Below are 18,877 nucleotides of genomic sequence, written 5' to 3' on the forward strand. Positions count from 1 at the left end.
AAAGTAGGAATACAGATACATTTGCATTAAAATAAAATGTATTACTTATGAGTGGAAAAAGAAAGATGTCGTCATTTACGCGGCGTGGATTTATTAAGGCTTCGGTAGCAGCCGGAGGCGTTTTGTTAACATCGAATCTGGTCCCGTTATCAGCCTGTTCGGCAAATGGCAGGTCAGGTGAAGAGACGGGAGAAGAAGGACACACAAATAACCCGTCCGGAGAAGTAGCAACAGTTTATATGTTGCGTGAAATTTCTCCCAGGAGCCTGGTGCGTATTTATGAGGCTCTCGGACGTTCGGTTACAGGAAAAGTAGCGGTGAAACTAAGCACAGGAGAGCCTGGTGGAAATAATTACCTGAAACCGGAGCTTATTGGCGACCTGGTACGGAAAGTAAACGGTACCATTGTCGAATGTAATACCGCTTATGGCGGCGGACGATCTGATACGAAGAATCATTTGAAAGCGGCTGCGGACCATGGGTTTACCTCTATCGCGAAAGTGGATATCATGGATGAGGAAGGAGAGATTAGTTTGCCGGTAAAAGGTGGGACGCATCTGAAAGAAGACTTTGTCGGTTCACATTATACAAACTACGATTTCACGGTTGTTCTTTCTCATTTCAAAGGGCATGCGATGGGAGGTTTCGGTGGTGCTATAAAGAATATATCTATCGGTATTGCTTCTTCTTCCGGTAAAGCCTGGATACATTCTGCCGGTACGACCCGGAATGCCTCGGAGATGTGGGGAAATCTTCCCGAACAGGATTTCTTTCTGGAATCGATGGCTGAAGCTGCCAAAGCTGTTGCCGACCATTGCGGTGATAAAATACTTTATATCAGCGTGATGAATAAGTTGTCGGTAGATTGCGATTGTGATTCCCACCCGGCTGATCCGCAAATGGCAGATGTTGGCATTCTGGCTTCTCTTGACCCGGTCGCATTGGATAAAGCCTGTGTGGATATGGTATATAACTCGCCGGACGAAGGACGTAAGCATCTGATCGAACGGATGGAGTCGCGACACGGCATCCATACCCTTGAGCATGCAGAGGCAATAGGTGTCGGTAGCCAGAAATACAATTTGGTCCTACTGGATGCCTGAGAATACGTGAATAGTTTGTAGCGTTTGAAATAAAATAGCTTTCATAGATGGTTTTGTTCGGAAAAAACATTATATTTGTATTATTACAAACTTAATAGATATGAGTGATGATGAACTATTCGAACAATCTTTACATTGCTGTCCGGGCAGCGATAGACGCCGGGAAAGCTATCATGGATATTTATACAGATCCTGCATCTGATTTTGAAATTGAACGCAAAGCCGATAATTCTCCCTTGACGAAAGCCGACAAAGCTGCTCATAAACTGATCATGAACGTTCTTTCCGTAACTCCATATCCGATATTGAGTGAAGAAGGAAAGGATATTCCTTATGCCGAACGTTCTTCGTGGGAAACATTCTGGCTGGTGGATCCGCTGGACGGAACCAAGGAATTTATCAAAAAGAACGGTGAGTTTACTGTGAATATCGCTTTGATCCAAAAGGGTGTACCCGTTCTGGGGGTTATTTACGTTCCGGTACGGAAAGAGTTGTATTTCTCGGCGGATTCTTTGGGCGCATATAAGCTGGTGGCGGATTGCGATCATCAGCCTTCTATGGATGAGATCATGCAAAACGCAAACCGTCTACCCGTTTCTATGGCACATCAGGGAATTGTCGTTGTTGCCTCCCGTTCACACCAGAGTCCGGAGACAACGGATTTTATTGAGAACCTGCGGAAACAAGGCCAGCCTGTTACGCTTATCAGTAGTGGCAGTAGCTTGAAAATCTGCCTGGTAGCAGAAGGTAGTGCCGATATTTATCCACGTTTTGCGCCGACGATGGAGTGGGATACGGCTGCCGGTCACGCCATTGCAAGAGGAGCCGGATGCGATGTCTTTCATATTGATGGGCGAACTCCGTTGAAATACAACAAAGAGGATTTGCATAACCCCTGGTTCATTGTAAAACCCCTTTCTTCCATTTGCTGATTATTTTGGTCAATAAGTCTAAAATAGATCTTTTACGTACGAATAACGTTAATTTTCTTATTACATTTGCACCTTATCTGAGAAAATTAGACAGATTAGGTACATAATGAACTTCGAGATATTATTTGTATTGCTGGCCCTGGCCGGAATGGTTGCGGCATTAGTATGGGACAGGATGCGACCGGGAATGATACTACTTTCCGTTGTAGTATTATTTCTGGTTGCCGGTATATTAACCCCTAAAGAAATGCTGGAAGGGTTCAGTAATAAAGGGATGATAACTGTTGCCATGCTCTTTTTGGTGAGTGAAGGTGTCCGTCAGAGCGGTGCTTTAGGGCAATTGATCAAGAAACTCCTTCCGGAAGGTAAAACAACTGTTTTGAAAGCACAGGTTCGCATGTTACCTTCTATTGCATTTGTCTCCGCATTCCTTAATAATACTCCTGTAGTTGTGATTTTTGCCCCGATCATTAAACGTTGGGCTGAATCTGTAAAACTTCCTGCTACTAAGTTCCTTATTCCGTTATCTTATGTGACTATATTAGGCGGTATCTGTACATTGATCGGTACATCGACCAACCTGGTAGTACATGGTATGGTAATGGATGCTGGTTATGAGGGTTTTACAATGTTTGAACTCGGAAAGGTAGGCGTTTTTATTGCTATAGCCGGTATTTTATATCTCTTTGCTTTCTCTAACAAGTTATTGCCTGATTCCCGCCAGGACAACCATCTGGAAGAAGATGAAGAAGGTGGACCGGGAAATCTGCACCGCGTAGAAGCTGTGTTGGGAGCCCGTTTTCCCGGTATTAATAAAACATTAGGGGAGTTTAATTTCACCCGTCATTACGGTGCGATTGTGAAGGAGGTGAAAAGCGGGGGAGAACGTTTCACTCACGATCTCGATAAAGTTACTTTGCATGAGGGAGATACGTTGGTTCTCTGGGCTGACGATACGTTCATTCCGACCTGGGGAGAATCGAGTGTCTTCCTGATGTTGGCAAACGGTAGTGAGAATACGGAACCGGTGTCGAAAAAGAAGCGTTGGCTGGCTTTAGGTCTGCTGATCTTTATGATCGTCGGTGCAACGGTCGGTGAGTTGCCGGCAGTGAAAGAGGCTATTCCGAATATGAGGCTGGATATGTTTTTCTTCGTTTGTATCACGACGATCATTATGGCCTGGACAAAGATATTTCCACCTAAAAAATATACGAAATATATTTCATGGGATATCCTGATTACGATCGCCTGTGCTTTTGCGATCAGTAAAGCGATGGAGAATTCCGGCTTTGCGTCGTTGGTTGCCAGCTATATTATCAGCATGGCGGATAACTTCGGACCGTATGCCTTACTTGCCATTATTTTTATTATTACGAATATATTCACGGAACTGATTACAAACAATGCGGCGGCGGCTTTGAGTTTTCCGATCGCGTTGTCTGTCGCTACCCAGTTGGGAGTCAATCCGACACCTTTCTTTGTAGTGATTTGTATGGCTGCATCCGCTAGCTTCAGTTCTCCGATCGGTTATCAGACCAATCTGATCGTGCAGGGTATCGGTAGTTATAAGTTCACCGACTTTGTCCGTATCGGATTGCCGTTGAACCTGATCACATTCCTGATCTCCGTGTTTGTGATACCAATGATCTGGAAATTCTAGTAAAAAGGGGAAATAAAAAACAAAATGAGTAATACACAATCAAATAACATTTATCCGATCTTCGACCGGATGATGGGGCGGGAGGATAAAGAATCTCTATTAAGACAACGTAGTGTGATGGTTTGGTTTACCGGGCTCAGCGGTTCGGGTAAAAGTACGATAGCCATTGCGTTGGAGCGTGAGTTGCATCAGCGTGGTTTGTTATGCCGTATCCTGGATGGCGATAATATCCGTAGCGGGATCAATAACAATTTAGGGTTCTCGCCGGAAGACCGTGTCGAGAATATCCGTCGTATAGCGGAGGTAAGTAAACTGTTTATCGATACCGGTGTTATAACCATAGCGGCTTTTATCAGTCCGAACAACGATTTGAGGGAGATGGCTTCGTCTATCATAGGAAAAGAAAATTTCCTGGAAATCTATGTGAACACACCGATCGAAGAATGTGAACGTCGCGATGTGAAAGGATTATATGCAAAAGCCCGTAGAGGGGAAATCAAAGATTTTACAGGTGTTTCGGCTCCGTTCGAAGCACCGGAACATCCGGCATTATCGTTGGACACATCTGTGTTGAGTCTGGAAGAGTCGGTAAATAAATTATTAGGGTTGATATTACCTAAAGTAAAAGTATAATAATAATAATAACAAATATAACTATGTCAGATTACAAATTAAGCCATTTGCAGGAGCTGGAAGCAGAATCCATCCATATCATACGGGAGGTTGCTGCTGAATTTGAGAATCCTGTGATGCTTTATTCTATCGGTAAAGATTCGTCTGTGATGGTCCGGTTGGCAGAGAAAGCCTTTGCTCCGGGGAAAGTGCCGTTTCCTTTGATGCATATCGACTCCAAATGGAAGTTCAAGGAGATGGTACAGTTTCGCGATGAGTATGCGAAAAAGTTCGGTTGGAACCTGATCGTCGAGTCGAATATGGAGGCCTTTCACGCTGGTGTCGGGCCTTTTACGCATGGTAGTAAAGTGCATACCGACCTGATGAAAACGCAGGCTTTACTGCATGCCCTCGATAAATATAAGTTTGATGCCGCTTTCGGTGGTGCCCGTCGTGACGAGGAAAAGAGCCGTGCGAAAGAGCGTATCTATTCCTTCCGTGACAAGTTCCATCAGTGGGACCCGAAGAATCAGCGTCCGGAATTATGGGATATTTATAACGCCCGTGTCCATAAAGGTGAAAGTATCCGCGTATTTCCGTTATCCAATTGGACGGAACTGGATATCTGGCAATATATCCGTCTGGAAAATATACCTATCGTTCCGTTGTATTATGCCAAAGAACGTCCTATCGTCGAGCTTGACGGCAACCTGATCATGGCTGATGACGACCGTCTGCCGGAACAGTATCGCGATCAGATTAAGATGCGTATGGTTCGTTTCCGTACACTTGGTTGCTGGCCGTTGACAGGGGCAGTGGAGAGTGAGGCCGATACGATTGAAAAAATCGTGGAAGAGATGATGACAACCACCAAGAGCGAACGTACGACCCGTGTGATCGACTTCGACCAGGATGCCAGCATGGAACAAAAGAAAAGAGAAGGATATTTTTAATTAGTTAACAGTTGACAATTGACAGATGACAGTTTTAAGAACTGTTTTTATCTGTCAACTGTCAACTGTCAATTGTCAACTCATAAAACTATGGCAACATTAAATATAAAAGAATTCCTGGACAGGGACGAGCAGAAGGATTTGCTTCGTTTCCTTACAGCAGGTTCGGTGGACGACGGTAAATCGACTTTGATCGGACGTCTGTTGTTTGACAGTAAAAAAATATACGAGGATCAGTTGGATGCACTCGAACGCGACAGTAAGCGTATGGGAAATGCCGGCGATCATATCGATTATGCTCTATTGCTGGACGGCCTGAAAGCAGAGCGTGAGCAGGGGATTACGATCGATGTGGCTTACCGTTATTTCAGTACGAATAACCGTAAGTTCATCATTGCTGATACTCCGGGGCATGAACAATATACCCGCAACATGATAACTGGTGGCTCGACAGCCAACCTGGCTATTATTCTGGTCGATGCCCGTACCGGTGTGATCACACAGACACGTCGCCATACTTATCTGGTGTCTTTGCTGGGTATCAAGCATGTTGTATTGGCTGTGAATAAAATGGACCTGGTCGATTTTGACAAACAGATATTCGATCAGATCGTATCCGACTATAAAGAGTTCGTGGCTCCGCTGAATATCCCGGATATCACTTGTATTCCACTTTCCGCCCTGGACGGTGATAACGTAGTGGATAAGAGCGACCGTACTCCCTGGTATGGCGGTCCTTCTTTACTGGATTTTCTGGAAACAGTGCCTATCGACCAGGATCGCAATTTCGAGGATTTCCGCTATCCGGTACAGTATGTATTGCGTCCGAACCTGGATTTCCGTGGGTTCTGTGGAAAAGTATCCAGCGGTATCATCCGTAAAGGAGATACGGTTATGGCTTTGCCTTCACGCAAAACATCGAAAGTAAAAAGTATCGTGACGTATGATGGCGAACTGGATTATGCTTTCCCGCCCCAATGCGTTACCATTACGCTGGAAGATGAAATAGACGTGTCGCGTGGCGAAATGCTGGTACATCCGGATAATTTGCCGATGGGAGACCGTAACTTCGAAGCCATGCTCGTATGGATGGATGAAGAAGCGATGGACATGTCCAAACAGTTCTATATCAAACACACGACGAATCTAACGCGTGCCCGTGTAGATAGTATCCGTTATAAGGTGAATGTCAATACAATGGAACAGTTGTCCGTTGATAATGGACAGTTGACTATTGAGAGTTTGCCTATGAAACTGAACGAGATCGCTCGTGTCGTTTTCACTACCGGTAAAGAGTTGTTCTTCGATCCTTATCAGAAGAATAAGCAGACAGGAGCATTTATCCTGATCGATCCGATAACCAATAACACGTCGGCTGTCGGAATGATCATCGACCGGGTGGATGCCAAAGACATGGTTACGGAGGATGCTTTGGCTGTATTGAATCTGCCGGAATTGGGTATAGGTGAAGAGCATTACGATGCCATTCGTACGATATGTGAAGAATTAGGACGCCAGGGCGTTCCTGTGAAATGTATAACTGAAAAGAAATAACTTATGGGGTTGCTGGAATTTGATAAATTGCCAATCAATACGCTGGTTGGTGCGGACTGGAAGACATTCAAGGCTGTGACAGCCGATAAAACGATCGATAAAGGTTTTCGTAACAAGTATTATCTGACAAAATCGGTATGCCGTCTGCTTAGTTTACTGCAACCTTTCGAAGATGCCCGTTATCGCAAGATCGCGGACAAACCGCTGGAAATGGACCCGGTATTTATTCTGGGCCATTGGCGAAGTGGTACGACATTTGTACACAATGTGTTTTCGTGTGACAAGCATTTCGGCTACAATACGACTTATCAGACGGTATTTCCGAATCTGATGCTTTGGGGGCAGCCTTTCTTTAAGAAGAATATGTCATTCCTGATGCCCGACAAACGTCCTACCGACAATATGGAGTTGAAGGTCGACCTTCCGCAGGAAGAAGAGTTTGCACTGGCAAATATGATGCCGTACACTTATTATAATTTCTGGTTTTTCCCGAAGCATATGCTGGAGTATTGCGACCGGTATCTTTTGTTTGACAATGTTACAGCGCATGAACTGGAAATTTTTAAGGAAACATTCCTAAAGCTTGTCAAGATATCGCTCTGGAATACGCATGGTTCTCAGTTTCTGAGTAAGAACCCGCCACATACCGGACGCGTAAAGACATTGCTGGAGATGTTTCCAAATGCTAAATTTATTTATTTGAAGCGTAATCCTTATACCGTATTTGAAAGTACACGCAGTTTCTTTACAAATACAATACAGCCGCTTCGTTTGCAGGATATCACTAATGAACAGATTGAAAGCAATCTTATTGAAGTATACCGCCGCTTGTTTTACAAATTTGAAGAACAGAAAGGGCTGATCCCTGAAGGAAATCTGGTGGAAGTTAAGTTCGAGGATTTCGAACAGGATGCTTATGCCATGACCGAAGATATTTACCGTAAATTAAACCTGCCGGGTTTTGAAGCGTCAAAAGACGAGATCGGAAAATATCTGGGTAAGAAGAAGGGATATAAAAAGAACCAGTACAAATACGATGACCGTACGGTGAAGATCGTGGAAGAGAACTGGGGAATGGCTCTGAAAGAGTGGGGATATTCTTTATAATATTCTTTCAACTTTTAAGCAAAGCTTATGAATTCTATAAAGAATATATTATTATTTTTGTTTGCGGGCAGTCAGCTATCCACGATGACCGGACAGGAAAAGGTTGTTCCTTTTGCGTTTGGAGATATGGATCAATGGGTTGTCCGTGAGATTCAGGAATCGGGAATCATCGGTGGAAACAAAAAGTATCTTTATGAACTGGGACCGACCGATACGATTGTCGGTAATATCGCTTATCATAACCGGGGAGGTTCACCGTGGGCGAACTCCAATGTGATGGCGAAAGTGGCCGGGGTTGTAAAGACGAATACCTCTGTTTTCCCTGAAAGAAGAGATGATGGCTGGTGTGCCCGATTGGAGACCCGTATGGAAAGTGTGAAGGTGCTCGGTCTGGTCGATATCGAGGTGGTTGCAGCCGGTTCTGTTTTTCTGGGTGCAGTGCATGAACCGATTAAAGGAACGAAGAATCCGCAGAGTATGCTGGGAAGTGGTGTTCCTTTTACAAAAAAACCGAAAGCAATCCGTTTTGATTATAAGATCAAGGCGGCACCTGAAAAAGATCGTATCCGTAGTACGGGATTCAGCCGTAAGTCGAAAGTGGCGGGGCAGGATTCTATCGCTGCCATCTTGTTTTTGCAGAAACGTTGGGAGGATAAGGAAGGAAATGTATATGCCAAACGTGTCGGAACCATGGTGCAGCGTTATGTATCGTCGACAGACGGTTGGGTGAACGATGCTACTTATCCGATCATGTATGGAGATATTTCTTCCCATTCCGATTACAAACCGTACATGCGCATACAGGTTGAAGAACGTTATACGATGAACAGCCAGGGAAAGAGTGTCCCTATCCAGGAGATCGGCTGGGCGGAAGAAAATGAAGAACCGACGCATATGGTTCTGCAGTTCACTTCCAGTCATGGAGGGGCCTATATCGGTTCTCCCGGAAATACGTTCTGGATTGATAATGTAAAACTGGTATATTAAATATGGAAGTAGAGGCAAAGATTAAAGCACTTCGTGATGAGCTGGAGCAACATAATTACAATTATTATGTGCTTTCCGCACCGACTATATCAGACCGTGAGTTTGATGAGAAGATGAAAGAGTTACAGGCATTGGAGGAAGCTCATCCTGAATTTGCCGATCCGCATTCACCTACGCAACGGGTGGGAAGCGACCTGTCGAAGGAGTTTGAACAGGTTGTTCATCAGTATCCGATGCTTTCTTTGGGGAATACCTATTCCGAAGAAGAGATACGTGATTTCTATGAGCGGACGGAACGTGCTTTGAACGAGCCTTTTGAGATTGTTGCCGAACTGAAATATGACGGAACTTCCATCTCGTTGATCTATGAGAACGGACGTCTGGTGCGTGCCGTTACCCGTGGTGACGGAACCCGTGGAGATGATGTGACGGCGAACGTAAAGACAATCCGTTCTGTCCCTTTAAAATTGCGCGGAGAGAATTACCCTGCTAATTTTGAGATTCGTGGTGAGATATTACTTCCGTGGGCGGAATTCGGCCGTCTGAACAAAGAACGCGAAGAACAGGAAGAACCGCTTTTTGCCAATCCCCGTAATGCCGCGTCAGGGACATTGAAACAGCAGAATCCGGCTATTGTGGCTTCACGTAAGCTGGATGCTTATTTCTATTATTTGCTGGGGGAAAACCTTCCCGCCGAAGGCCATTATGAAAACTTACAGATGGCCCGTACCTGGGGATTCAAAATACCTGATGTTATCCGTAAGTGCAATAGCTTGCAGGATATTTTTGACTACATTGCTTATTGGGATGTGGAACGGAAAAATCTGCCGGTAGCAACAGACGGTATCGTTCTGAAAGTAAATTCGCTTCGCCAGCAGAAGAATCTGGGATTCACAGCTAAAAGTCCTCGTTGGGCGATCGCTTATAAATTTCAGGCAGAACGGGCGGTAACCCGTCTGAACTCTGTCTCTTTCCAGGTAGGACGAACGGGAGCGGTTACTCCGGTAGCCAACCTGGAGCCTGTATTGCTTGCCGGAACGACCGTGAAACGTGCCTCTTTGCATAATGCGGATATCATAGAAGGTCTGGATTTGCATCTGGGAGATAATGTATATGTAGAGAAGGGAGGAGAGATCATCCCCAAGATCGTGGGTGTCGATGTCGATTCCCGTTCGATGTTGTTGGGGGCGAAGGTCACTTTCATCAAGACTTGTCCGGAATGCGGTACACCTTTGTACCGTCCCGAAGGAGAGGCGGCTCACTACTGTCCGAATGAATCCGGTTGTCCTCCCCAGATAAAAGGTCGTATCGAACATTTCGTTACCCGACGGGCAATGAATATAAACATGGGACCCGAGACAGTGGAGGATCTGTATGATGCAGGCTTGGTCAAAAACGTGGCAGACTTGTATACATTGCAGATGACAGACTTGTTGCGTTTGGAACGTTGGGCGGAGAAAAGTGCCCGTAATCTGATGACCAGCCTGGAGGAATCCAAGCAGGTTCCGTTTGAACGGGTATTGTTCGGATTAGGTATCCGTTATGTAGGTGAGACGGTAGCGAAACGTTTGGCTTCTGCATTTCATTCGATGCAGCAATTACAGGAAGCATCGTTGGAGACATTGACGGAAGTGGATGAGATCGGCGAACGTATCGCACGCAGTGTAGTGGATTATTTTGCCGACGAGGATAATCGCATATTGGTTGCCCGTCTGCAGGTTTCCGGATTACAGATGGCGGTGGCGGAAGAAGTACTGGCAAATCGTTCTGACAAGTTGAAAGGTTTGACGATCGTGATCAGCGGAACTTTCTCACAACATTCGCGTGATGAATATAAAGCGATGATTGAACAGCATGGCGGCAAGAACAGCGGTTCTGTTTCCGGCAAAACGGATTATATCCTTGCCGGAGAAAATATGGGTCCGGCAAAACTGGAAAAAGCAGCCAAGCTGGGAGTAAAGATTATCAATGAGAATGAATTCTTAAATATGTTGGCAGAATGAGACTGACGAACCATTTCATCCGTAAAAAAGTAAAAGAACTGGCAGAGCAGGCCGGAAAGCGTCAGAGTCATTTCTGCACTTTGAAGGATGCACGCCATATCCTGGTATTGTTCAATGTCGAGGATAAGGATATTGTCGAGCCTTGCCTGGAAACATTACGCTCGCAGCAGAAGAATACAAAAGCTTGTGTCTATGTTTCCGGAGATACGGTTCCTGAAATGGATCCGTCCTATATGGTCATCCATGCAAAAACAGATCTGGATATGTGGTATATGCCTGTGGATGAAATAGAGAAGAAGTTCTGTTCATGTGATGCGGATATACTTATCGACCTTACACGAGGGGATAATTATGCCATGCAGTATTTGTTGTTGAAGCATCCCGGAACTTTCAAAGTCGGGGCAAGGAGCAGTGAACTTGATTTATACGATCTTACTATTTCAGTGACAGAAAACGCTGATATAAAGCATATATTCGGACATATATTATTTTATTTGCAAACAATCCGCTCCAAATGATATAATTTCGTTATTTTTGCAGTGCTAAATAACAAAAAAGGAATATTTTCCCCATGGCAGACATAAATTTGAAAGGAATGGGTGTGGCTTTGATCACTCCCTTTAAAGAAGACGAAAGTGTGGATTATGATGCGTTAGGCAAACTGGTTGATTACCAGGTGCAGAACGGAACCGATTATCTGGTAGTGTTAGGAACTACAGCGGAAACTCCAACCCTCACTGAAGAAGAAAAAAAGAAAATTATCAGCCTTGTCGTAACGAAAGTGAATGGTCGTATACCTATTGTTTTAGGTCTCGGCGGTAACTGTACCCGTACGATTGTTGAGAAATTAAAGAATGATAACTTTGATGGTATCGACGCGATCCTGTCTGTCGTGCCTTATTATAATAAACCTTCACAGGAAGGGATTTATCAGCATTACAAAGCTATTGCCGAAGCAACAAAACTTCCGATCGTGTTATATAATGTACCGGGAAGAACAGGTGTGAATATGACTGCTGCCACGACGCTTCGCATTGCACGTGAGTTCAAGAATGTGATTGCTGTGAAAGAGGCTTCCGGAAATATCACGCAGATGGATGATATTATCAAAAATAAACCTGCTAATTTCAATGTTATTTCGGGTGACGATGGTATCACATTCCCGTTGATCACGTTAGGAGCTATCGGTGTCATCTCTGTTATCGGTAATGCTTTCCCGCGTGAATTCAGCCGCATGGTGCGTTTGGCGTTGGCCGGAGATTATGATCATGCCCGGACTATACATCATCGCTTCACCGAGTTATTCGAACTGCTGTTTGTAGATGGTAATCCTGCCGGAGCTAAAAGTATGTTGAATGCAATGGGCTTTATTGAAAACAAATTGCGTTTGCCGCTGGTTCCGACACGTATTACGACCTTTGAAAAGATTCGGGACGTATTACGCGAATTAAGCATTAAATGCTGATAAGTCGAATTGCTGATTATTTTCAGAAAATAGTCATAAGATTGAAAAGAAAGTAATCTGTTGATAAATAAAGGAAAAGCGGTGGCTCCGGTAAATAAATCCGGTGTCACCGCTTTTTCATTGATCACCTTTGGAATAATTAATTTTCTTCCGCAGGCTGATACAGATATCGTTTTATACTGCGTTTCGGTGTCTTTTCAAATTCTTCCTGATATAACTTGAAACAGGAGACTTTGCTGTACGAAGGCATTTCTGCATTCAGTTGGTCTACATTCTGCTGCATCAGTTTTTCTATTTCAGAATGCTGGATACCTGCCTTATCGACCTGTTCCCAGTCCGGATAGATCAAAGCAACCAGTTTACCCCCCTGAGAGATGATCAGTGATTCAGCTACATATAACATATTATTCAACCGGTCTTCAATCTCTTCCGGATAAATGTTCTGTCCGCTCGGACCCAGTATCATTGTTTTACTGCGTCCGCGAATGTACAGAAATCCATCGGAGTCGATCGTTCCGAGGTCGCCGGTCCGCATCCATCCGTCGGGCATCATAACGGCTTTGGTTGCTTCCGGATTCTTATAATATCCCAACATCACATTCATGCCACGAACCAAGATTTCACCAACTTCATTAGTAGGATTGGCAGAGTCGATACGTGCTTCCATCCGGTCGACAATCCGGCCGACGGAGCCTTTCTTGAAAGTATCCCATTGCTCGTAAGCAACCAACGGTCCGCATTCCGTCATACCATAACCTACCGTATAGCGGAACTTAATCGAACGCAGGAACTCTTCCACCTCTTTATTCAAAGCTGCACCGCCAATAACCACTTCGCCGAATTTACCGCCGAACGAATCGTTCAGTTTCTTTGCAATCGTGTCGAGAACTTTCTGATCGAGATAAGGGACTTTAAGCAATAGCTTGATAAGAGGCTTTTCCAGTTCAGGGAATATCTTATTCTTAACGATTTTCTCAATAATAAGAGGTACGGCAAGTATCAATGCCGGCTTCACGCGGGCAAAAGCTTCGGCAATGATTTTCGGACTGGGCGTACGTGTCAGGAAATGTACATGACAACCTTTATTTACACAATTCAGTATCTCGAAAGCCAGTCCGTACATATGTGCCATCGGTAGCATGCAGACCACGCTATCTCCCGGATGAATGAACGGCAGGTTATCGTAAGCAAATTGTGTATTGCTCCATAAACTACGATAAGGGATCATAACACCTTTGGAGAAACTTGTTGTTCCCGATGTATAATTCAGAACAGCCAGTTCTTCCGGTTGTTCAGCATGATATTTTACATCTGAGGAGGTGAATGAGCGGGGATATTTCTTTCCGAAATATTCATTGATCCTGTCACGGACCATCCGTACATCCTTGTTCTTACTTTTGATGATGGAAAAATTATCCAGCATCATGAACAGTTTGACGTCGGGCATCATCTGTTCGTTCATGTTCTCCCAGTTGTTGGCACCGGCCAAAACAGCTTTGGCTCCCGAATGGTTGACGATATGATGGATGTTGTCCGGCTTGAACTCGTGCAGGATGGGAACGGCTACGGCTCCATACGCCAGGATTCCGAAAAAACAGATTGCCCAGTTGGACGAGTTACGCCCGACCAAAGCGACTTTGTCTCCTTTCTTGATCCCTGCATGTTCGAGTATTATATGAAATTTTTCTATACGACGGGCCACATCTTTATAATGGTATGTATGTCCATTATAATCAGAGAAAGCGGGGAGGTCCCAATGTTCCTTGATGCTGTTCTCGATAAGTCCTAAGAAACGATTTTCCATGAAGATATGTTTATTGAATAACCATGAAAACAAATTGATTGTTGCAAATATACTAAAAATACGGATGCAATAATTTTGTTTATTCCTTAAAAGTATTTATGTTTGCGATGTCAGTGTAACACTATGTAAATAATATGGTTATAAAAGGTTACAGAAAACTTTTCAATTGTTTGATGTTCTATCTTTAAACAATTTTCTCTCTCCCGGGTATTGCCGCCTGTGGTGCGGTAAATTCTTTTGTTATTCTTAATTATTTCTTTAAAAATACTGTGTGTCTCTGTGCGTAGTAGTGTATAGTGTATGCACGAATAAATAAACCATTCAAAATGAGTACGACAACAGCTCAGCGTGTACCTAAGAGTGCCTCTAATTTTGCTCCTGCAGTGGAAGCAAATGCTTATGGTATGAACGACCGTATCAAACGGTTACGCCGGCTTTCTTTCGAAGCCGAACCTTCTTTATCCATTGAACGGGCACTGATCGAGACCCGTTTCTATAAAGAAAACTATGGCAAATATCCTATCCCGATACTGCGGGCGTTGAACTTTCTGGAAATATGCAGGCATAAGACTATTTATATCGGTAAGGACGAACTGATCGTGGGTGAACGTGGTCCGGCACCGAAAGCTGTTCCTACTTTTCCGGAGCTGACCTGCCATAGCGTAGAGGATCTGCATGTGTTGAATACCCGTGATTTGCAACGTTATACGATCAGCCAGGAAGATATCGATACATATGAACGTGAAGTCATTCCCTATTGGAAAGGCCGTACACAACGGGAACGTATTTTCAGCCATGTTCCGAAAGAATGGAAAGAAGCCTATGAGGTCGGCATGTTCACTGAGTTTATGGAACAGCGTGCTCCGGGACATACGGCACTCGACGGTAAAGTATATCAATATGGTTTGCTTGACCTGAAGGAACGGATAGCCGGAGAATTGGCTGATCTGGATTTCATGAACGACCCGGAAGCGACAGATAAACAGGAAGAACTGACAGCGATGTCTATTTCCTGTGATGCCGCTATCTTATTTGCCGAACGTCATGCCGACCTGGCTGATGAGATGGCAATGACGGAGAAAGATCCGGTACGGGCAGCTGAATTGCGTAAGATTGCAGATGTCTGTCGTTGGGTTCCGGCACATGCTCCGCGTACTTATTGGGAAGCTATACAGATGTATTGGTTTGTCCATCTCGGAACCATAACCGAACTAAACGGGTGGGATGCCATGAATCCGGGGCATTTCGATCAGCATCTGACACCTTTCTATGAGAAGGAAATAACAGCCGGGACACTTACCCGTGCCGAAGCCAAAGAGTTGATGTCGTGTTTCTTTATCAAGGTAAACAACCATACGGCTCCCCCGAAAGTCGGTATAACTGCTAAGGAAAGCGGAACGTACAATGATTTCACCAACCTGAATATCGGAGGCGTGAAAGCCGATGGTAGCGACGGAGTAAGCGAAGTATCCTATATCATGCTGGAAACGATCGAAGAACTGCATATCCTGCAACCGGGTAGTGCTATTCATATCAGCTCCCGTACGCCGGAACGTTTTCTGCGTGCCGGATGTAAAGTGATCCGTCAGGGGCATGGTTATCCTTCCGTATTTAATCCGGATGTGTATATCCAGGAATTGATGCGGCAGGGAAAGTCGTTGCAGGATGCCCGGGAAGGAGGTTGCAGTGGTTGTATTGAAGTGGGTGCTTTCGGTAAAGAGGCCTATGTATTGACTGGATATCTGAATGTGCCGAAGATACTGGAAGTAACACTTCATAATGGCGTTGATCCGGTTTCGGGTCGTAAAGTAGGACTGGAAACCGGTGATCCGCGCAATTTCGCAGATTATGATGATCTGTATGCTGCCTTTATGAAACAGCTTCGGTACTTTGTGGATATGAAGATGCGTGTCAGTAATTATATCGACCGTATGTTTGCCAAATATGCTCCGGCAACCTTCCTCTCTCTGTTTATTGACGATTGCATTGCCAAGGGACGTGATTACTATAATTGTGGTCCGCGTTACAATACTACTTATATACAATGTACCGGTTTGGGAACGATTACCGACAGTCTTTCTTCTTTAAAGAAACATGTGTTCGAAGATAAGCGTTTCTCTATGGACGAGATGCTGAAAGCGATGGCTAACAATTTTGCCGGTGCGGAAGTGATGCGTCAAACGATTTTGAATCGTACGCCTTTCTTTGGTAACGATGATGATTATGCCGACTCTATTGCTATTAAAGTTTTTAATGACCTGTATGATACTATTGAAGGAAAACCGAATACGAAGGGGGAATGTTTCCATCTGAATATGCTGTCGACCACTTGTCATGTTTATTTCGGAAAAGTAATGGGAGCGACTCCTAACGGACGTTTGGCGGAGAAAGCGATCTCCGACGGGACATCTCCCTCTCATGGTGCCGATACGCACGGACCGTCTGCCGTTGTCAAATCATTAGGAAAACTGGACCAGGTAAAGAGTGGAGGAACTCTCCTGAATCAGCGTTTCCTCCCGAGCCTCTTGAAACGGGAGGAGGATATTTCCAAACTGGCATCCTTGATTCGCAGTTATTTTGCTTTGGGAGGACATCATATCCAGTTCAATATCGTGGATACGGAAACGTTATATGCTGCCCAGAAATGTCCGGAAGATTATCGAGACTTGTTGGTGCGTGTGGCCGGTTATAGCGATTATTTTAATGATATGAATGCAGACCTGCAGGCAGATGTGATTGCCCGTACGGAGCAGGATAACTTTTAATTAGTTGATAGTTGACAAGTGACAGTTGACAGGTAAAACACCTTAAAGCTGTCAATTGTCAACTGTCAATTGTCAACTGAAAAATGGGATTGATATTCGACATAAAGCGTTATGCAATAAATGACGGGCCGGGCATCCGAACAACTATTTTTATGAAAGGATGCCCGCTTTCCTGTGTGTGGTGCCATAACCCGGAGGGATTATCCTGCCGGAAACAGAAACTGTATACAAAGAAGAAATGTATAGGATGCAACACTTGCGTGAAAGCTTGTCCGCAAAAGGCATTGACATGGACTTCTGAAGGAATCGTGACCGATCGGTCTCTTTGTGACCTGTGCGGTACTTGTGCGGAAGTCTGTCCGGCGATGGCAATGGAGATATCCGGAACAGAATATTCCATCGATTACCTGATGAAAGAGATCGGGAAGGAAACGGTTTTCATGGATCGGTCGGAGGGAGGTGTTACTTTCTGTGGTGGGGAACCGTTATTACATCCGGAGATGCTGCTGGAATTGCTCAGGCGTTGCGGAGAGTTGGGTATTCACCGTGCCGTCGATACGACATTGTTTGCCCGACCGGAAATAGTCAGGGAGGTAATGGAGCATTCCGAACTATTTCTGGTAGATCTCAAACAAATGGATACGGTTAAACATAAGCTTTATTGTGGTGTCCCTAATGAATTGATTCTTTCTAACTTACGCCTGATAGCAGAAGCCGGTTATAAGTTCCATATCCGTATCCCACTGATCGAAGGTATCAATGCCGATGAAGAGAATATGGTACAAGCGGCCGCTTTTCTCTCTTCCTTACCCTGGGAACACCGTACAGTAAATTTATTGTTATACCATGATATCGGAAAAAATAAACATGATAAATTAGGTACGACATACAATCCGAACCGGTATCCGATGGCGACACCTTCAGAAGAAACTGTACAGCGATGTACAGATATATTTAATCGTTATGGAATAGATGTTATAGTAGGCGGATAGCCAGTAAACGTATTTATTTACTGGGATCTTTCTGATAATATGAATAAGTATATGTTTTTCCTCTGTATTCCTGAGGAGTCATTCCTACATGTTGCCGGAAGAATCGGTTAAAGAAAGACAGATTGTTGAAACCAAGTCCCATGGCTATTTTCTTGATTTCCAGGTTTGTCCCTTTCAGTTGGGCTTTGGCATCCATGATAATTATTTGAGTAATGACTTCAAGAGGTGTTTGTCCGATCGCCTTTTTGATCGATGTGGAGAAATAAGGAGGTGTCAGTCCAAGTTGGTCTGCATAGAATGTGACGTTATGCTCCGTCGTATAATGTTTTAGGACCAGATTCATGAAATCCTGGTATATTTCGGTGTACCGGGTCAATTCTCTTTTTTCCAGGAGTTGATTACTATTATATAATTCAACAATACCCTGGCTGCACATTGTAAAAATGGCTTTTATCATCTCTTTGTTGTTCAGAATATTGGGGTATATGGCGTACTGGAACAAGAGATCGTAGAAAGTAGCAAAAAGACAAGACATCTCCTGGGAAATGGGGATAACCGGATTCTTATAGATAACCGATAGGCAGTTCATCGTACTTCTCACAAAGTTAACGTATCCCATAAAATCAGAGGAAAAAGCCACAAAATAGATTAATATCTCTTCTGACATTTCGTGGATCTGTAAATAAGAATTGGGAATCAATGTCGTAACATGATGACGTGTCGATGTATATTCGGATTGGTTTATAGTAGTGCGTATATATCCTTCCATGCAGAGGATAAAGACCCCTGCTTTAATTTTGTAAGGCGCATTCATATATTGTTTGAGTTCATCGGAGGATACATATTTGCCGACAATGAAATCGGTTGGCGAATCGATGCTGATAATTTGTTTATCCATTTCTGTCGATTAGTTTTTGCATCAAATATAAATATTATTTGA

At 44.2% G+C, this 18,877-nt stretch carries 15 protein-coding genes; 13 read left to right on the forward strand and 2 right to left on the reverse strand.

Annotation, left to right across the window (positions count from 1 at the left end):
- The first annotated feature begins 47 nt into the window (after nt 1-47).
- From DWX23_RS00215 to dapA, 11 genes are all read left to right on the forward strand, one after another.
- Nucleotides 48-1,103, forward strand: coding sequence for a DUF362 domain-containing protein (locus DWX23_RS00215; protein ID WP_122372965.1), 1,056 nt, complete (start codon nt 48-50; stop codon nt 1,101-1,103).
- A 107-nt stretch (nt 1,104-1,210) separates the two neighbouring features.
- Nucleotides 1,211-2,035 (forward strand): 3'(2'),5'-bisphosphate nucleotidase CysQ, encoded by an 825-nt coding sequence (cysQ, locus tag DWX23_RS00220; protein ID WP_122352703.1) that lies wholly within the window; start codon nt 1,211-1,213, stop codon nt 2,033-2,035.
- 106 nt (nt 2,036-2,141) lie between these two features.
- Nucleotides 2,142-3,695 (forward strand): SLC13 family permease, encoded by a 1,554-nt coding sequence (locus DWX23_RS00225; RefSeq protein WP_122372966.1) that lies wholly within the window; start codon nt 2,142-2,144, stop codon nt 3,693-3,695.
- Nucleotides 3,696-3,719: 24 nt separating this feature from the next.
- Entirely contained in the window at nt 3,720-4,328 is a 609-nt protein-coding gene (gene cysC, locus DWX23_RS00230; protein WP_122352705.1) for an adenylyl-sulfate kinase, read from the forward strand.
- 23 nt (nt 4,329-4,351) lie between these two features.
- Entirely contained in the window at nt 4,352-5,260 is a 909-nt protein-coding gene (gene cysD / locus DWX23_RS00235) for a sulfate adenylyltransferase subunit CysD (protein WP_122352706.1), read from the forward strand.
- Between the two features lie 90 nt (nt 5,261-5,350).
- Complete coding sequence (gene cysN, locus DWX23_RS00240; protein ID WP_122372967.1) at nt 5,351-6,814, forward strand: sulfate adenylyltransferase subunit CysN; 1,464 nt, start codon at nt 5,351-5,353, stop codon at nt 6,812-6,814.
- A gap of 3 nt (nt 6,815-6,817) precedes the next feature.
- Nucleotides 6,818-7,921 (forward strand): sulfotransferase, encoded by a 1,104-nt coding sequence (locus tag DWX23_RS00245; RefSeq protein ID WP_122372968.1) that lies wholly within the window; start codon nt 6,818-6,820, stop codon nt 7,919-7,921.
- Nucleotides 7,922-7,948: 27 nt separating this feature from the next.
- Nucleotides 7,949-8,908 (forward strand): PCMD domain-containing protein, encoded by a 960-nt coding sequence (locus DWX23_RS00250; protein ID WP_122352709.1) that lies wholly within the window; start codon nt 7,949-7,951, stop codon nt 8,906-8,908.
- A gap of 2 nt (nt 8,909-8,910) precedes the next feature.
- A complete protein-coding gene (gene ligA / locus DWX23_RS00255) occupies nt 8,911-10,911 on the forward strand; it encodes an NAD-dependent DNA ligase LigA (protein WP_122372969.1) in 2,001 nt (666 codons plus the stop codon).
- Nucleotides 10,908-11,429, forward strand: a complete 522-nt coding sequence (locus tag DWX23_RS00260; RefSeq protein ID WP_122372970.1) for a hypothetical protein — start codon at nt 10,908-10,910, stop codon at nt 11,427-11,429. The genes ligA and DWX23_RS00260 overlap by 4 nt, the downstream gene beginning before the upstream one ends.
- A gap of 53 nt (nt 11,430-11,482) precedes the next feature.
- The gene (gene dapA / locus DWX23_RS00265; protein ID WP_122352712.1) at nt 11,483-12,376 is read left to right on the forward strand and encodes a 4-hydroxy-tetrahydrodipicolinate synthase; all 894 of its coding nucleotides are present in this window, start codon (nt 11,483-11,485) and stop codon (nt 12,374-12,376) included.
- Between the two features lie 139 nt (nt 12,377-12,515).
- On the opposite strand, the gene DWX23_RS00270 is transcribed toward dapA, so the two are convergent.
- Nucleotides 12,516-14,180 (reverse strand): AMP-binding protein, encoded by a 1,665-nt coding sequence (locus tag DWX23_RS00270; protein ID WP_122372971.1) that lies wholly within the window; start codon nt 14,178-14,180, stop codon nt 12,516-12,518.
- Between the two features lie 326 nt (nt 14,181-14,506).
- Between DWX23_RS00270 and hypD the strand changes: the two genes are divergently transcribed.
- Together hypD and DWX23_RS00280 are read left to right on the forward strand one after the other, a co-directional pair.
- Nucleotides 14,507-16,945: a trans-4-hydroxy-L-proline dehydratase gene (gene hypD / locus DWX23_RS00275; RefSeq protein WP_122372972.1), complete on the forward strand. Its 2,439-nt coding sequence runs from the start codon at nt 14,507-14,509 to the stop codon at nt 16,943-16,945.
- 83 nt (nt 16,946-17,028) lie between these two features.
- On the forward strand, nt 17,029-17,937 hold the full coding sequence (locus DWX23_RS00280) for a glycyl-radical enzyme activating protein (RefSeq protein ID WP_122372973.1): 909 nt from the start codon (nt 17,029-17,031) through the stop codon (nt 17,935-17,937).
- Nucleotides 17,938-17,950: 13 nt separating this feature from the next.
- Here DWX23_RS00280 and DWX23_RS00285 read toward each other — a convergent pair whose 3' ends face one another.
- On the reverse strand, nt 17,951-18,835 hold the full coding sequence (locus DWX23_RS00285; RefSeq protein WP_122372974.1) for an AraC family transcriptional regulator: 885 nt from the start codon (nt 18,833-18,835) through the stop codon (nt 17,951-17,953).
- Nucleotides 18,836-18,877 lie beyond the last annotated feature (42 nt).

This window comes from Parabacteroides sp. AF18-52 (assembly GCF_003479145.1).
In the GTDB taxonomy this organism is placed as follows: domain Bacteria; phylum Bacteroidota; class Bacteroidia; order Bacteroidales; family Tannerellaceae; genus Parabacteroides; species Parabacteroides faecis.

What these genes read in the sequence shown, in the direction of transcription:
- DWX23_RS00215 (WP_122372965.1), top strand. Translation starts at nt 48, where the DNA reads ATGAGTGGAAAAAGAAAGATGTCGTCATTTACGCGGCGTGGATTTATT.
- cysQ (WP_122352703.1), top strand. Translation starts at nt 1,211, where the DNA reads ATGATGAACTATTCGAACAATCTTTACATTGCTGTCCGGGCAGCGATA.
- DWX23_RS00225 (WP_122372966.1), top strand. Translation starts at nt 2,142, where the DNA reads ATGAACTTCGAGATATTATTTGTATTGCTGGCCCTGGCCGGAATGGTT.
- cysC (WP_122352705.1), top strand. Translation starts at nt 3,720, where the DNA reads ATGAGTAATACACAATCAAATAACATTTATCCGATCTTCGACCGGATG.
- cysD (WP_122352706.1), top strand. Translation starts at nt 4,352, where the DNA reads ATGTCAGATTACAAATTAAGCCATTTGCAGGAGCTGGAAGCAGAATCC.
- cysN (WP_122372967.1), top strand. Translation starts at nt 5,351, where the DNA reads ATGGCAACATTAAATATAAAAGAATTCCTGGACAGGGACGAGCAGAAG.
- DWX23_RS00245 (WP_122372968.1), top strand. Translation starts at nt 6,818, where the DNA reads ATGGGGTTGCTGGAATTTGATAAATTGCCAATCAATACGCTGGTTGGT.
- DWX23_RS00250 (WP_122352709.1), top strand. Translation starts at nt 7,949, where the DNA reads ATGAATTCTATAAAGAATATATTATTATTTTTGTTTGCGGGCAGTCAG.
- ligA (WP_122372969.1), top strand. Translation starts at nt 8,911, where the DNA reads ATGGAAGTAGAGGCAAAGATTAAAGCACTTCGTGATGAGCTGGAGCAA.
- DWX23_RS00260 (WP_122372970.1), top strand. Translation starts at nt 10,908, where the DNA reads ATGAGACTGACGAACCATTTCATCCGTAAAAAAGTAAAAGAACTGGCA.
- dapA (WP_122352712.1), top strand. Translation starts at nt 11,483, where the DNA reads ATGGCAGACATAAATTTGAAAGGAATGGGTGTGGCTTTGATCACTCCC.
- DWX23_RS00270 (WP_122372971.1), bottom strand. Translation starts at nt 14,180, where the DNA reads ATGGAAAATCGTTTCTTAGGACTTATCGAGAACAGCATCAAGGAACAT.
- hypD (WP_122372972.1), top strand. Translation starts at nt 14,507, where the DNA reads ATGAGTACGACAACAGCTCAGCGTGTACCTAAGAGTGCCTCTAATTTT.
- DWX23_RS00280 (WP_122372973.1), top strand. Translation starts at nt 17,029, where the DNA reads ATGGGATTGATATTCGACATAAAGCGTTATGCAATAAATGACGGGCCG.
- DWX23_RS00285 (WP_122372974.1), bottom strand. Translation starts at nt 18,835, where the DNA reads ATGGATAAACAAATTATCAGCATCGATTCGCCAACCGATTTCATTGTC.